Source organism: Agrobacterium sp. 5Ca39, from assembly GCF_055382365.1.
Genome location: NZ_AP026437.1, coordinates 1,533,507 through 1,548,991 on the forward strand (window position 1 = coordinate 1,533,507; position 15,485 = coordinate 1,548,991).

Here is a 15,485-nt window from a genome sequence, read left to right on the forward strand (position 1 = left end):
GTGGAGAGTTTTACTATAGTTTAGTGTCGCTTCAAGACCAGAGTGTCGCGCCCGTCGGGAAGGAGCCCGTTTCCCGCAGGTTCGATGTTAAGATTCAAAGACTTATAATCCTCATGTGGCGTCTCGACGCATGAGCGCATGACTAACAGGAGTTGTATCCGGTGCTTGACGCCACGGACCTTCACGCCAGCTATGGCCACGTTCCCGTCCTGCGAGGGCTTTCTTGCCGCTTCCACAGCGGTCGCGTCACGGCGCTGGTTGGCCCCAATGGCTGTGGCAAGTCGACGCTGTTGAAAACCATCATGGGTTTCGTGCCTTTGACATCGGGCGCGATAAGGCTTGGCGAGCGTTCGCTGGGCGACATCGGACGCAGGGATCTCGCGCGCCGTATCGCCTATCTGCCGCAGGAATGCCATTGCCCCGACTATATGACGCTCGGCGAGTTGATCGAGCTTGCGGGTTATGCACGCTACGGCCTTGCCGGCGGCCCGAGCGAGCGTGACCGGGCGCTTTTCGCCGGGGCGCTGAAGACAGTCGGGCTGGAGGACAAGGCGAGAGCGCAGGTCAACACGCTTTCCGGCGGGCAGCGCCAGCGCGCCTTCATCGCCATGGTGCTGGCGCAGGATACGGACGTGATCCTGATGGACGAGCCGGTCAACCATCTCGACATGAAATATCAATATGCCGTTCTTGGCCTTGTGCGCGAGCTGACCGACAGGCACGGCAAGACCGTTATCGTCGTGCTGCACGATCTCAACCTCGCCGCCACTTTCGCCGACGACGTCATCATGCTGAAGGCCGGGCAGGTTCTGGCATCAGGGCCGGTAGCAGACACGGTCACACCCGAAAATGTCGCCGAAATCTTCGACCTCGAAGCCGATATATTTTCCAGACAGGGGCGTCTCATCTGCGTGCCCCGGCTGGAACGACAGGAACAGGCCATTCCGGCATGATCGCGAAAATAACGCTGATCCTTGCCGCGGCGCTGTTGCTGGCCGCCATCCTCGCCGTCAATCTGTTCGTCATGTCCGGCGACATGCCGCCTGCCGAAGTCATGGCGACACTCTGGCGCGGGGAGGCCGACAGCTATGAACAATCGGTGCTCCTCTATCAGCAAATTCCACGGTCGCTGATCGCCATCTATGTGGGCGCCACAACCGCCGTCAGCGGCTGCGTGCTGCAGGGGCTTGCCCGCAATCCCCTCGCCTCGCCCTCGACCCTTGGGCTGAATGCCGGAGCGACGCTTTTCGTGATCGCCGGCGCGCTGCTGTTCGATCTCTCTGCTGAGGCACAGGGCCTTGCCGCGCTTGCGGGCGCCGGCTTCGGTTTTGCCGCCTGCTTCGTTGTCGCGCGTCTTGCCGGGCGGGTGAACGATCCGCGCGGTCTGTCGCTCATCCTTTCCGGAGCGCTGGTTTCCATGCTGCTGATCGGCGTGACAAACGCCCTGCTTCTTTCCAACCCCACGCGTCGGGCCGAATTCCTGAGCTGGGTTGGCGGCAATATCAACCATGTCTATATCGAACGGCTCACCGATTTCTGGTGGATCGGCGCCATTGCAATGGTGATTTTGCTATCGGTCGCGCGGCCGCTGACGCTCGTTCTGCTGGGCGCGGAAAAAGCCGCTTCCGCCGGCGTGAATGTCACGCGTATTTCCCGGCTCGCACTGTTTGCCACCATGCTGGCGTCAGGCTCGGCGGTAGCGATCTGCGGCCCGATCGGGTTCGTCGGCCTTATAGTGCCACATATGATCCGGCCGCTGGTCGGCGTGAATTTCACGCTTGCTTTGCCGGCCTCCGCGCTTGTCGGCGCGAGCATCTGTGTGCTCGCCGATCTTGGCGCGCAAACCCTGTTTGCGCCCTACGTGGTCAATACCGGGCTGTTCATGGACCTGCTTGGCGGCCTCGTTTTCATCGTCATCGTCAAGCGCCTCTATCTGTCGCCTTCGGCAAGGGGGTTATCGTGAAACGGGATTTCGCCACAGACGGGAAAGCCGTTCTCAGGCTGCCCGGCGGGCTGCAGATCGGCATCGGCAATCTGACGGCCGGCCTGACGCTGGTTGCGCTGGCGTTGACGATCGCCGCCGTGTCCGTCAGCCTCGGCAATACCGAAACGGGCCTTATTGATCTCCTGCACGGGTTTGCCGGCGGGCATCTCGGCGATGATCAGGCCTATGCGCTGTGGACGGTACGGCTGCCGCGCATCCTGCTCGGCTTCATGGCTGGCTGGAGCGTGGCGCTGGCAGGCGCGATGCTGCAATCCGTCGCGCGCAATCCGCTCGCCGATCCCGGCCTGTTCGGGCTGAGCCAGGGGTCGATGACCACCATCATGCTGCTTCTGGTGCTGGTGCCGACGGCCCCCAAGACGCTGGTGGCTCTTGCGGCTGTCGGCGGAGGCCTGGCCGTGGCCTTCCTTCTGATCGCGCTTGTCGGGCGCGAACGTTCGAGCGGCCTTGCCATATTGCTGATGGGCATCGCAATTGAGGCGGCGCTTTCCTCTGTCTCATCGGTGCTTCTGCTCTATACGCCAGCCGAAACCTCGCTTTCGCTGGCGGACTGGATGGCCGGTTCGCTGTTTCAGGCAAGCTGGCCGACCATCATCGTTTTTACTCCCCTCTTTGCAGCAAGCCTTGCCGGCATTTTCCTCATTGGCCGGGCGCTTGCCGTCTTCGATCTTGGCAGCGAGATGGCCATGGCACTCGGAGAAACCGTCAGGCATTCGCGACCGCTCGTCATTGTGTTTGCGGTAATTCTAAGCGCCTCCTCCGTTACCGCCGTCGGCCCGCTGACATTTCTCGGCGTCATCGCCCCGCATCTCGCCACCTTCGTTTCGCCCGCCGTCGGCCGCGCCAGGCTTTTCCTGTCGGGGCTTACCGGCGGCATTCTGGTGGTCGCCGCCGATACGCTCTCGCGCGGGCTGGTGGCGGATGTGCCGATGCCGATTGGCCTTGCTCTGACGCTGATCGGCGTGCCGCTCTTCATCCTCACGCTGCGCCTGCAGGCGTTGCGCAGAACCAACGCTCACTAATATATCGAATAAAGGGAATGCCATGCGAATTGCCATCCTCGTCGCCGCACTTCTGGCCGCCGGAACGAGTCTCGCCGCCGAGCGCAGCGTGACCGATGCCGCCGGCCGCACCGTCACCGTTCCGGAAAAGCCGCAGCGCATTGTCGTCATGCACGAGCCGCTTCTGGGCGTGCCGCTGATGGATCTTGGCGCTGATGTGGTCGGCGCCTATGGCCGCAACAGCGACGGCAAATTCGCAACCGCCGTCGATTTCGTTGATACCGTTCTTGGCGAAGGCCACGCGAAACCGAAGGGTTTCGGCGCTGTCGGCCAAATCGACCTCGAAAAGCTGCGGGCGCTGCGACCGGACCTCATCGTCGCCACGGAAATGGACAGCGGCAAGGCCGAACAGCTCTCCACGGTCGCACCGGTCTATCTGCAAAAGGCAAGCGCCGGCAAAGCCTATGGCTTCAGCGTGGAGGAAGACCTTGCAGGTCTGGTTGGGCGAAGCGATGTCTTCGCTGAGCGTCGGAGGACCTATGACACCAAGCTCGCCGCCGTCAAGAAGACGCTGGGTGAAGATATCAACGGCAAGACTTATCTCGCGATCCTGCTGACGGACCAGATCAACGCCGTGGGGAACATGTCCGGCGCGGTGCAGGCAATAGAGGATCTCGGTTATGTCAGGTTGAAGATCGACAGTACCGCCTCTTCGGGCGGAATGGGCTCGACCCTTATGATACCGCTGAGCGCCGAAGCATTCGGCAAGCTCAATCCCGATCTGCTTGTGGTGATGAACAGCTATACCAGCCCAGCCCGCGGCGAGGCGGGAACCCGCGCCGCGCTTGAAAAGATCATTCCCGGCTGGGAGCGTTTCGTAAAACCGGCACGCGAGAAAAGGATTGTTTTCCTCGATTCCACCAGGGTGACGACGCCTTCCATTCCGAGCGCGCTCCATACATTGGATGAAGTGGAAAGCTGGGCAGGCCGCCGCTGACCACCTTTCTGCCCGACAAATCCCGGCACGATCACGTACCGGGCATAAACTTGAGTTTTCGAAGAAACTTATATTGCCGGGGCGGAAACCGCCTGTTATGGTCCGCGCATCTTGACGCAACGACGCCGGAATATCGCGCCGGACGAGAACCCCAAAGCGCGATCATCCGGCACGCCGACCCGGGACAGCGAGACCGCCGAACCCGTCGGCGTCATCCCAGGAAAGACAGCAGCATGAGCATGCCAGAAACCATGGATTCCGCCCTTCCGGACCGCACTCCCAAACGCCACCGCCACGCCGTGACGCTGCGCGCGCTGGACGTGGCGCGGACCGAAAAACTCAGCCGATCCATGGTACGCATCGTGCTGACCGGGCCGGAACTGGAGGGCTTTACGAGCCTCGGTTTTGACGACCACGTCAAAATGTTCTTCCCCCAGCCCGGCCAAACCGAACCGACCCTGCCGGTGATCGGCCCGAACGGCATTGAATTCCCGGAAGGCGCGCCGCGGCCGCTGGCGCGTGACTACACGCCGCGCAGCTTCGATGCCGAAAAAGGCGAACTCGCCATCGATTTCGCCACCCATCACGATGGCCCGGCCAGCAACTGGGCGAAGAACGCGAAAGTCGGTGACAAGGCATGGATCGCCGGCCCACGCGGTTCCTTCACCGTTCCCTTCACCTATGACTGGCACCTGCTGATCGCCGACGATACCGGCCTTCCCGCGCTGGCACGGCGACTGGAGGAGATGCCTGCGGGCACACCCGTCGTGGCGCTGATCGAAGTCGAAACGGAGGCGGACCGGCTGGAGCTCGTAACCAGGGCGGACGCTTCGATCGTCTGGATAACGCAGAGGCCGGACAACGGAACCGACCACGATGCATTAACGAGCGCCCTGCGCCAGCTCGAACTGCCAAAGGGCGACTTCTTCAGCTGGGTCGCCTGCGAATCGAAGACCGCAAAGGCGGTTCGCGCCCTTCTGGTCGAGGAATTTGGCGCCAACCCCAAATGGACCCGTGCTTCCGGCTACTGGCGGCGCGGCGCGAGCGGCGTTCACGATCATTTCGATGAGTAACCCGGCAATCACGACGGCTGCCATGCGGGATGCGGAAGCGACTATGACGCAACTCAGAGCCCTTCTCGCAAGGGTTCTGGAAGATGAAGTGCGCGATATCGAACCGGGGGACAACCTGTTCGGCTATGGACTTCATTCGCTTGCCCTCATGCGCCTGATGCAGCCGCTTTCACAGCTTGCGGGAGCGCGGCTCGCTTATGACGATCTGGCCCGGCGGCCAACGCTTGCCGCGTGGCAGGCACTCATCGAACGGTCGCGCGCGGGACATTGATCCCGCGAACCGGCACGTTTCGCGCCGGAGCGCGATTTCCGACTATACCAAGGAGAGGACCATGGCAGCAGACAACACACGTATGCTCGCACGTCGCATCGAAGAAGGCTTCGACAACGAAGGGGAGGCCCCGCCGAGCCAATATGAGGAACGGGTCTGGTTCGAACAGTTTCAGGATCCCGATCAGGTCTTTCGGCAGCTTCTCGCCTATCGGATCGGTGAAGAATGCGATCTGCTGCGTCTAACCTCGGCACTGAAGACGGTTTGTGAGGTCTGGCCCGAGCTTCGTGCGCGCTTTGCCTTTGGCGAGGACGGCACGCTTGCCAAGGGTATTGAGGCTCCATCCGCATCCATCGTGCAGCTGCTGCATGTCCCCTCGGCAGAGGAGGCACTGACTTTGCTGCACGACCTTCAGGGGAGGCCCTTTGATGCCGAGACCGACCCGCCTTTCCAGGCCGTCGTGCTTTTGAGCGAAGGGGAAATCCTGCTGGCATTTTTGGTCCATGCCCTGCTGGGCGAGGTCCTCTCGCCGCAGATCCTGCTGGACGGTATTACGGCGGCCTATGCCGGTGGAACGCCGAAACCGCTTTCGCCGCGTGCGGTCGAAAGTGACAGCGTCGACCCGCTTCCGCTTGGCTGGCTGCAACGTCCAGCCACTGGCTCGACCGTCGTGGCGCTGCGGCAGAACACAATTGACAGGCCTGCGAGCCATAGCCACGGCGTCGACCTTGCGGCTTCCCTGCTCGGCCTCCACAGCTCCACGGCTGCAAACGCGATCCTCGCGCGTGCCGGATCGCGTTTTGCACTTTTCCTGGCAAGAAGCGGTGGCCCCGAAACAGTAACCCTTCGCCTGCGGCCCGGCCTCGGCGCAGCCACGCCGATTTCAGCCGAGTCCGTGGCGCGGATAGCGATCACCCGCGACCAATCGCCCGAACAGGCTGAAAATGCCGTGCTGTTGGGGCTGGAGCAACGAACCGACAATGGAGGCGCAAAGGTCACCTTAACGCTGCAGGCGCTTGCAACACCTGTTCGGGCCATATCGGAACATGGTCTTCACTTCGAGCACCTGCCCCTGCCCTCCCTGCAATCCGGCCTCGGCCTGACACTTGCCGTCGGGCCGACGGCCGCGGGCGAAATCCGCCTCGAATTGACGGGCGGCAGGGAAACATCGCCGCATGCGACGGCCTTCCTCCTGGAGCGCTTCGTCAGCCATCTTGAAGGCGGCACGGATTTTTCCGAGGTCGTCCCTCAAGACGCCGCGGCAGCACCGCAGCAGGCAGCCCTTTCGCCCAGTGCGTCCGCTCAGAAGGACGACACCGTCGAAACGATCCTCGCCGAGTTCCGTGAAGCGCTCGTCTCACCCGACATGGGGCCGGATGACGATTTCTTCGATTTCGGTGGCCATTCGCTGATCGCGACCCGCATCATCGGCCGCCTTCTCGCCAATCACGGCATCGAGCTGCGTTTCAACGATCTGTTCAGCTACCCGACCGCCGCCACGCTCGCAAAACAGGCGACGCGGCTCGCAACCGCTGCGCCTGCGCAGGCGGACGCGACGGCGAGCGGCTCGCTGTCCGCGCCGCTTTCGCTGGCGCAGATGTCGCTCTGGAAAGCCTATGCCGCTTTCGGTTTCGGCGAAATCTTCAACATTCCCTTCGCGCTCGATTTCCTCGATCCGGTCGATGAGACCGCCTTCGAATGCGCCTTCCTCGATATAATCGAGCGCCATCCTGGCCTGCGGACCCATTTCTACGTCGAAAACGATATGGTTCTGCAGAGGATCGTGCCAATGCATGATCTGCCCGGTTACAAATGGTTCTGGACCAGCGAAGAAAGCGAAGGGGTGGACCGCCACGCCGAGGCTGGCTGGCGCTTCGATCTAGCGCGCGAACTGCCGATGCGGCTGCGCTTCCTGCGCGACCCCCACACCGGCCGTCAGGTGCTTTCCTTCCTCTTCCATCACATCGTGCTGGACGAATGGTCGGTGAACCTGATGATGGACGAGCTGACCGAGGCTTACCGGGCAAGGGCGACGGGCATGGCCCCGGTCTTCGCGACCAGACCAGCCCCGTTCCACGAATTTGCAAGACAACAGGTCGCGTCAGGCGTCAATTCCAGCCACCTTGCCTACTGGACCGATATGTTGCGGGATGCGCCGAGAGGCCTTACTCTCAACGGACAGGAAAGCACACCGCACGAGGCATCGCAGGACGAAGCACCGGCAGGCGGCTGGATCGAGTTCAAGCTGGAAAAACATGTCAGCGACGGGCTTTACGCCATTGCCAGGCAGAACAGCGCCTCGCTGTTCAACGTGGTCTATGCCGCGATTGCCGCATCGCTGCGCCATCTCGGCGGGCTGAGCGATCTCGTGGTCGGCACCTCGGCTTCGGGCCGCACCGACAGCAACTATTTCGATACGATCGGTTATTTCACCACGGTCGTCGCCCATCGCGTTCGTTTCACGGAAACGATGACCGTCGGCGAACTGATTTCCTCGGTGAAGAACACCATCAATGGCTCGCTGGAACACAGCGAAATCCCGATCGATCTCGTGGAGGAAGCACTGGGCATGACGCCGGGTCGCGACCATTTGTTCGAGGTCTTCATCCAGATCCACGCCAAGAACAAGCTGAACGGCGCCCTTGCGGGGCCGGATGGCAGGGCGGTGGAATTCCGCCAGATCGATCCTGACAAACACGAATCCATGCTGGGGCTGCAGTTCGAGGTAATGGAAGAGACGATCGGCGGCGATCGCTCCATTCGCGTGCTGATGAGCTACCGTTCGGGCCGTTACGGACCTGAGGATGTCGAGCGGCTGCGCAGCACCACCAGCGGCATCTTCAGCCGTTTTGCGGAAACCGGCGCTTCGGACCGCGTGCTGACGACGCTCGCCTGAGCCGGACCTGCCAAGGAAAACCCGGCTTCGCCTGACGGAGCCGGGTTATTTGTCTTTGAACGCTGATGAGAATGTCCTGGCGCGGCCCCTGCATCCGCACGCCGTCACACCTCAGACCGCCAGGCGGAACGCCGTGGACGCCTCCACCGCCGCAAGCGCCAAGGCCTCCTCGCGCAGCATGGCATCGAGGAACAATGGCAGCTCTTTACGGTAGCGGGCGAAGTCTCCCGCTTGTGTCAGCGCCGAGTCCGCATCGATGTGCAGGTTCAGTTCGCTGCCGTCATCTTCACCGCGGAAGGTAAGGTTGAACCCGTCGCCGGGACCATTCGCCAGAATGTGCCTAGCAACGGTGAGCCCGGCAAACACCGGCGCGCTGAACGGCAGGACATTGATGAGCGGCGAGAAGAAGAAGCGCCGGCCTTTCGGTATTTCCCGGTCGGCGGCGATCTGTTCAATACGGTAGCGGCCGTGCAGGCGCTGCTTCCGCAGATTGGCGGCGTTGCGCGTCAGAAATGCGCCGACGTCCTCTCCAGGCTCGATGGTGAGGTGGAACGGCAGGATGTTGACGAGCATGGCCGGCATATGCGCGCCGAAACTGCCCCAGCGGCTCATGAAAGGCAGCCACAGTGTCAGGACATCACGATCCGGACGGGGCAGCACCCGGTGGAGATAAAGACCGGAAAGCAGCACCAGAAGATCGGGCCAGCCAATCTCCAGTGCGCCGGCCAGTCGTTGCAACCGCGTGCTGAAACCGGGCGGCAAGGCCGCATCCGCATGCAGGCCGCCGCCGCCATAATCCTCGCAATCCTTGTCCAGCACCGGCAGATCGGCGGGTGCGGCGAGATAGGCTGTCCAGAAATCGCGATCCTTTTCGAAACGCCGGCTCCGCTTGTAGGCTTCCTCTTCCGCCAGGAAATCGCCGAAGGGGTGAAAATCCGGACCCGCTTCACCCTTGCCGCAATAGTGCCCGTAAAGCTGGCCGCAGCGCTGCTCCACCAGCGTCAGCCCATAACCATCAACGACGATATGATGAGCGCGGATATACCAAAGGTAACGATCATCGGCGATACGGTAGAGGAGCTGCGCCGAGAGCCTGTCGGCCGTGAGATCGAGCCGCGCTTCCACATCCGCGTTCATGCGCCGCAAAGCCTCCTCCAGCGGAGCGGGATTGCCTCGGAGATCGACAAGTTCCACAACCGGGGCATGGCTTGGGTCGCAGCATTGCTGCGGCGTCTCGCCATCATCGCCGACGCGGAAGCGGATAGACAGGACTTCGGATTCGCGCACGGTGCGTGTGATCGCCTGAAGGAGCGCGCTTTCATTCACCGCACCGGAAAGATCGATGTAATGGGCGACGGTTGAAACCGGTTCGTCGGGATGGAAGGAAAACTCCTCCCAGAAATCGAGTTGCGGCTGCGTCAGTGGAAGCCAGCCGCCGGCGGGATCGATATGCGCCATCTGTTTTTCCTTGCACTATTTTCGTTGCCGGGCGCGACGTGCCACCCGAAATGATGGGATTCACGCCGCCCGTACGGCCATGAGCGACGTCACCTGCCTGGCGTTGCGGCACCGCAAAAGCTGCTGCGGTGTCAGGTCAACACCGAAGACAGCGCGAATTTCGGCCGAGACGGTTTTCAGGTGCGACGGCAAAAGTCCGAGCGCCAGCAGGTCGCTGTCTGCATCCACATTTGCCGGCTTTTTACCCAATACGCTGAGATAGATATCCAGCACCCGGCGGTCCCCGTGATCGACGTCGGGAACCACAGAGGCGGAGAATTTTGCCGGTTCCGCGTCAGCCGTTCCACCGGTCAAGAGTTCACGGGCGCGACGGCGGTCGGGCTTGCCATTGGTCGAAAGCGGCAGATCGTCAACCTTGAGAAACCGGCCGGGCACATGCGATTCCGGCAGATGCCGGCGGGCAAAGTCGCGCAGTTCGGCAGTGGTGAGTTCGAGGCCGGGTGCCGTGACATAAAGCACGCCGATGGCCGCCTCGCCCTTTTGCTCGACACCGTAATCCACAACCAGAACCCTCTGGAGAGAAGGGTGGCGGATCAGCTCGTTTTCCACATCCGGCAGCGAGACGCGCACGCCCCGCACCTTGACGTAACCGTTGACACGGCTCGCGAACATGATCTTGCCATCCGGCCGGTAGCGGCCGCGGTCCCCGGTTCGGAAGGCGCGCACGCTGTTTCCCTGCGGATCGGTAATCGTCACGAAATCCGTCTGGGTAATCGCGCCGTCCTCGAGATAGCCGATCGCGACATTCACGCCGGCCGTATGGATGCGGCCAACGACGCCCGCCGGGCAATGGCCGCCGTGATCGTTGAGGACGAAATAACGATTGGCGGGCAGCGGGTGGCCATAGGGCACGGCCGCCACATCTTCCGCAACAATCTCGTGCCAGATGCTCCAGATCGTCGTTTCCGTTGGCCCGCCGAGCGATATCAGCCGCAGGTCAGGATTCAGCCGGCGAAGCTCTTCTATGATAACAGGCTTGATATAGTCCCCGCCCTGCGCGACAAGCCGGAGCGACGATAGCTGGTTACCACGGCGGCAGGCGAGAAGCATTTCGAGGATGGCAGGCACGGAGCACCACAGCGTGACACCATGTTCTGCGACCAGCTCGTTCCAGCGCACCGCATCCTTTTCCTCTCCGGGTTCCGGCAGCACCAGCGTCGCCCCTGCAACGAGCGCGCCAAAAACATCAAAGACCGACATGTCGTGATGCAGCGGGGTGACCGAGATGAATACGTCGCGTTCCGTCACCGCCCATTCCGCCAGCGTGCCGCCAATGACATTGGCCGTGGCGCGGTTGGAAAGCACGACGCATTTCGGTTTGCCTGTCGTGCCAGACGTGTAAAGAAAATAGGCAGGGTCCTCGCTTCGGGAAAGCGCCGCTAACTCCGCCATGGAGACCGGTGCGCCAGCCGGAGCGGGCGTGGACAGAAGCACCGCCGGATCGGCAGCATCAAAACCCTGCGGAACGCGACGGGCGACGATGAGCGCCGGGCGGCAGTTGGTCAGCAGATACTGCAGGCGATCGTCGGGTGAACCGGCGTCGACCGGCACCCAGACCGCCCCCATCAGGGCCGCGGCGAGCGTGATCGCCGTGTGTTCGGGGCTACGCTGCAGGCAGATGGCCACGACATCGCCCCGACCGATGCCGCGCGCCCTTAGGCTCGTGATCACGCGCGCCACCATCTCGCCAAGCTCGCTATAGGCGATGCGCCGCTTGCCGCTGACAAGCGCGGTACGTGACGGCTCTCCTTCGAAAAGCCGGCCGGCGATCCGTTCCAGAAATGGCGGGCAGACGAAGTTTCCTTCATCGCCATTCAGCCGGTAATGGGACAGGTCGACAATATCGCGTCCGTTGAGGACGAAAGCGCCGCTATCCGCGATCCCCGCAATCGCGCGCTCGACGGCTGCGAGAATATCCGCCACCATCGCCGCATCGATCGCCTGCTCCGCATAGTCGATATCGAGCACTAGATCGCCCTCCGGATTCTGCGAAAAGCGAAAATCCAGCACGACCTGCGGCGTCTGCGTCAGACCGTCCGTCCAGCGCATGGCCGAATCCGGCGAAAGCGTCGGCCATGTGAGACCATTGGTAATCACCACAGGCAGGGCGAGCCCGCCCGCATTCGCATTGAGAAGCACGCGATTGAGATCGATGCCGGAAAAAGCCAGATGGTTCAGCCCTTCCAGCACATCCCTCTGCAGGCCTGCCGCCCGCACGTCAAAATCGTCTTTTGCCGCATTCCACTGGACGGCGATGAAGCTGGAGCGGTTGGCGAAGGCCCCATCCACCTGCGGCGCAACGGGAATGCCGACCACCAGCGCACCCTCGTTCAGCCAGAGCGACAGCACCTCGAGAATGACCGCCGTGAGCGCCGAATTCTTGAACAGGCGCTCTTTCGCACCGGCCCGCGCAAAGGCGGAGAAGCGCTGCTTTTCGACAATCAGACTCTGGCGGCTATATCGCGACGTCGGAATGGTTTCGAGCGGTGCTTTCCAGGGCAACTGCGAGGGCACTTCAGCTTCTTTCAGCTTCTCGGTCCAATAGGCCGCGTGCCCGGCACGGGCGGCTGCGATATCCTCTCCTGGCGTTTCAGCCGCAGCGGCGATTGCGACCGGCGGGACACCGTCGAAAAGTTCCGTTGCGAGGCTGGCTATCGCCCGCCCGTCAAGGATGAGAGCGTCAAAACGCAGGAACACCACGACATGATCAGCCTTTGCTTCGGACGCCGGCAGGCGGAAGACCGTGACCTGCCAGGGAGAGGCGGCGAGATCAAAATGGGCGTGGGAAAAATCCCGTCTGACGGCATCGATCCTCGCTTCCGCTGTCGCCGGGGAAATATCCGAGAGATCGATCATATCAAGGTTGATCTCCGCTTCCCCGGACACGATCTGCACGAGGCGCCGCTCGTCGATGCGGGTGCGCAGGCTTTCATGTCTCTCGACCATGGCAGAAAGGCGGGTCCGCAGCAGGGCGGGGTCGATGCTGCCGCGATATTCGCGAAACTCCTGCATCGCCACGCCGCTGAGCGGCAGATGTGTGCCGCGACCGAGAAGATATGCCTTCTGCAGCGGCGAGAGCGGACGTTCCATGGCGTTTCCTTTTTTCTCGGCCAGCTGTTCGGGCATCGCAGCACCAAATCGTTCCACGCATTCCTCAACGAGCTCCGGGTGATCAGCGAGCCGGCGAAGGAGACCCACGTAGGTTTCAAACAGGGCGCGCAGCCATGGTTCAGGCAGCGCATCGAGCCGCACATCCCAGTTTATCAGCAGGCCGCCATCAAGCCTCGCGACCTGCGCGTCCAGCGCAACCCCCGGCCCTTGCGATACCGTGTGGACCAGGGAGCCGAACAGCTGCCCAACCCTTTGTGAAAACAGATCGCCGCCCGGCAGGTCGACACCGGCGGTAAAAACCACGGGCGAGGTCTGCAAACCGCCGCGCAGGCGAGAGAGGTCGCGCATGATGCTGACGCCCGGATAGGCCTGATGGGCAAGCAGGCCGTTCATGTCATCGAAAACCCGCCCGAGCAGGGCTTCGACGCTTTCAGCAGGTCTGATATCGACGCCGAGCACCAGCACGTTGGAAAACTCACCGACGATGGAATCAACCCCTTCGACCAGGGGTGCACGCCAGAAAGCCGGAACGGAGAGCCGGAACTTTTCGGAATCGATCGCCCGCGACAGCGCCACGGCAAAAACACCGAGCAACAGGGTCGACATCGTTACCGAGCAACGCCGCGCAGCCCGTTCAAGACCGTCACGTTCAACGACCGTAAGCATCGTGGCAAAACGGTCCGTATGAACGGCGCGTGACGCATCCTCCGGTAAAAATGGAAGCGGCGGCGCGTCCGGAATATCCGCAATATGCTGCCGCCACCACGACCGGTCGTATTCCCGCATGCTCTTGAGGTCAGGATCGGCCGCAAGGCGTTTCGTCCAGTCGAAGAAGGATGGCTGCGCCGCTGGGGGACGCGCGGTTTCATCCTTGTCCGCCTCGTCGTAAAGGCCGGCGAGGTCCTCCATCAATATCCGCACGCTGGCCGGATCGATGGCCAACATGTCCGTGTCCACATGCAGCCGGCTACGGCCATGCGGCAACAGGCTGAGCGCAATCGCCGCGGGCGGCGCAGTGCGAAGATCCGTCGCGCGATGGCTCCACGCGTGGCGCTTGATCTCGAGCCGGCGCGCAAGCGTCTCCGCATCAAGCGCCGTCATGTCCTCCACATCGAGATGCAGCGGGCGACCATCAGGATCGACGGATTGACGCCCTTCCGCATCGATCCTGAGGCTCAGCATCGGGTGTCGCCGGCAAAGCCTGCCGACCGCAACGGCCAGTTTTTCCAGCTCCAGAGTTCGCCCCTCGAACTCGAGATAAAGATGGGGCGTAACTTTTCCGAGTATCCCATCCGTCTCCCGACCGACCCAGTAGGCCACCTGCATCGGAGTTAAATTTAGCATGTGAATTTGCACCGATTGACAAAACATGATTATCATAATCAAGTATAAGCCATCGTCAACCACTCGAACAGGAGGCATCCCATGAAAACGGGAGCACTCAGGACGAATGACGTCGAATCCGACGAAATTGCTGATTTTAATAGAGATTTTCTTTTCACTTCCGGTACCGGGCAGTTGCGGGCCAAAGGAATTCGCGAAAGGATAACGCTTCCGGCCCGCGGCGGAGAAGATACGGGCAGCCCATTGCAGCAAGCGATTAAAGCCGCTTTCGAACGGGCCCGCCGGGCTGGTCAGGACAATCCGATCGCCATTGGGGCAATCCCCTTCGATGTCAGCGAACCCTCATGCCTTTATATACCGAACAACCATGAGTGGAGCCCACGAGAAACCGCGCCGGTCGTCGCCGATTCGGCCATGCCCGCGCTTGTCGGCCAGAACAGCCTGCCGGACGAGACCGGCTTTAAACGCGCCGTAGAGCACGCCATCGTCAATTTCCGCCATTCCGATGTCCGTAAAGCGGTACTTTCCGTCATGCGCGAACTCACCTTCGCTTCCGAGGTCAATGTCGAGAGATTGCTGGCGAGTCTCGCCAAACAGAATCGCGAAGGTTACCAGTTCCGTATTCCGCTGCCCGATGGCGGCGACCTCATCGGCGTCAGCCCGGAACTCCTGATTCGCAAGCAGGGTGAGAACATCATCTCCAACCCGCTGGCGGGATCGGCAAAGCGGATGGTCGACCCCGCCTCGGACAAGGCCAACGCCGAGCGGCTATCGGCTTCGGAAAAGGACCACTACGAGCACAGCCTCGTTATCGAGGATATCCGCTCCCTGCTTTCGCCGGTCTGCGCGGAACTCGATGTCCCTGAAAAACCCTCCCTCATCAACACGGCGGCCCTCTGGCATCTTTCGACCCGCATCGAAGGCCGCCTCGCCGACCCCGAGACCAATGCCCTGCAGCTTGCGTGCCTGTTGCACCCGACACCGGCCGTCTGCGGTTTCCCCACCGAGCGCGCCCATCGCCTTATCCGCTTCGTCGAGCCTTTCGAGCGCGGCCTCTTCACCGGCATGGTCGGCTGGACGGATTCTGAGGGCAATGGCGAGTGGGTGGTGACGATCCGGTGCGGCTCCGTGCAGCGAAAAACGGTGCGGCTCTTTGCCGGCGCCGGCATCGTTGAGGCATCGGAGCCCGAATCCGAATGGGCCGAGGTGCAGACCAAACTCAAGACCATGCTGAACGCCTGCGGTCTTTCTGCCTGATTTCCCGGGGACAAA

The 15,485-nt window shown here is 62.0% G+C and carries 10 protein-coding genes; 8 read left to right on the forward strand and 2 right to left on the reverse strand.

Annotated features, from left to right (window positions below; genetic code table 11):
• Positions 1-152: 152 nt before the first annotated feature.
• From ACZ47E_RS20760 to ACZ47E_RS20790, 7 genes are all read left to right on the forward strand, one after another.
• Positions 153-953 (forward strand): ABC transporter ATP-binding protein, encoded by an 801-nt coding sequence (locus ACZ47E_RS20760; RefSeq protein ID WP_042936078.1) that lies wholly within the window; start codon positions 153-155, stop codon positions 951-953.
• Positions 950-1,963: a FecCD family ABC transporter permease gene (locus tag ACZ47E_RS20765; RefSeq protein WP_278067607.1), complete on the forward strand. Its 1,014-nt coding sequence runs from the start codon at positions 950-952 to the stop codon at positions 1,961-1,963. Before ACZ47E_RS20760 ends, ACZ47E_RS20765 begins: the two co-directional genes overlap by 4 nt.
• Positions 1,960-3,024, forward strand: coding sequence for a FecCD family ABC transporter permease (locus tag ACZ47E_RS20770; protein WP_278067608.1), 1,065 nt, complete (start codon positions 1,960-1,962; stop codon positions 3,022-3,024). The genes ACZ47E_RS20765 and ACZ47E_RS20770 overlap by 4 nt, the downstream gene beginning before the upstream one ends.
• A 22-nt stretch (positions 3,025-3,046) precedes the next feature.
• Entirely contained in the window at positions 3,047-4,000 is a 954-nt protein-coding gene (locus ACZ47E_RS20775; RefSeq protein WP_278067609.1) for an ABC transporter substrate-binding protein, read from the forward strand.
• A gap of 233 nt (positions 4,001-4,233) precedes the next feature.
• The gene (locus ACZ47E_RS20780; RefSeq protein WP_278067610.1) at positions 4,234-5,073 is read left to right on the forward strand and encodes a siderophore-interacting protein; all 840 of its coding nucleotides are present in this window, start codon (positions 4,234-4,236) and stop codon (positions 5,071-5,073) included.
• Entirely contained in the window at positions 5,066-5,344 is a 279-nt protein-coding gene (locus ACZ47E_RS20785; RefSeq protein ID WP_108081550.1) for a phosphopantetheine-binding protein, read from the forward strand. The genes ACZ47E_RS20780 and ACZ47E_RS20785 overlap by 8 nt, the downstream gene beginning before the upstream one ends.
• A gap of 61 nt (positions 5,345-5,405) precedes the next feature.
• On the forward strand, positions 5,406-8,240 hold the full coding sequence (locus tag ACZ47E_RS20790) for a condensation domain-containing protein (RefSeq protein WP_278067611.1): 2,835 nt from the start codon (positions 5,406-5,408) through the stop codon (positions 8,238-8,240).
• A gap of 111 nt (positions 8,241-8,351) precedes the next feature.
• Here the strand turns inward: ACZ47E_RS20790 and ACZ47E_RS20795 are convergent, their stop codons facing one another.
• Both ACZ47E_RS20795 and ACZ47E_RS20800 read right to left on the reverse strand, forming a co-directional pair.
• Positions 8,352-9,698, reverse strand: a complete 1,347-nt coding sequence (locus ACZ47E_RS20795; RefSeq protein WP_278067612.1) for a condensation domain-containing protein — start codon at positions 9,696-9,698, stop codon at positions 8,352-8,354.
• Positions 9,699-9,758: 60 nt separating this feature from the next.
• Positions 9,759-14,213: an amino acid adenylation domain-containing protein gene (locus ACZ47E_RS20800; protein WP_022562802.1), complete on the reverse strand. Its 4,455-nt coding sequence runs from the start codon at positions 14,211-14,213 to the stop codon at positions 9,759-9,761.
• A gap of 81 nt (positions 14,214-14,294) precedes the next feature.
• Between ACZ47E_RS20800 and ACZ47E_RS20805 the strand changes: the two genes are divergently transcribed.
• Positions 14,295-15,470 carry an isochorismate synthase gene (locus ACZ47E_RS20805; RefSeq protein WP_022562803.1) on the forward strand — a complete coding sequence of 392 codons (1,176 nt, stop codon included), beginning with the start codon at positions 14,295-14,297 and terminating at the stop codon, positions 15,468-15,470.
• Positions 15,471-15,485: the final 15 nt, after the last annotated feature.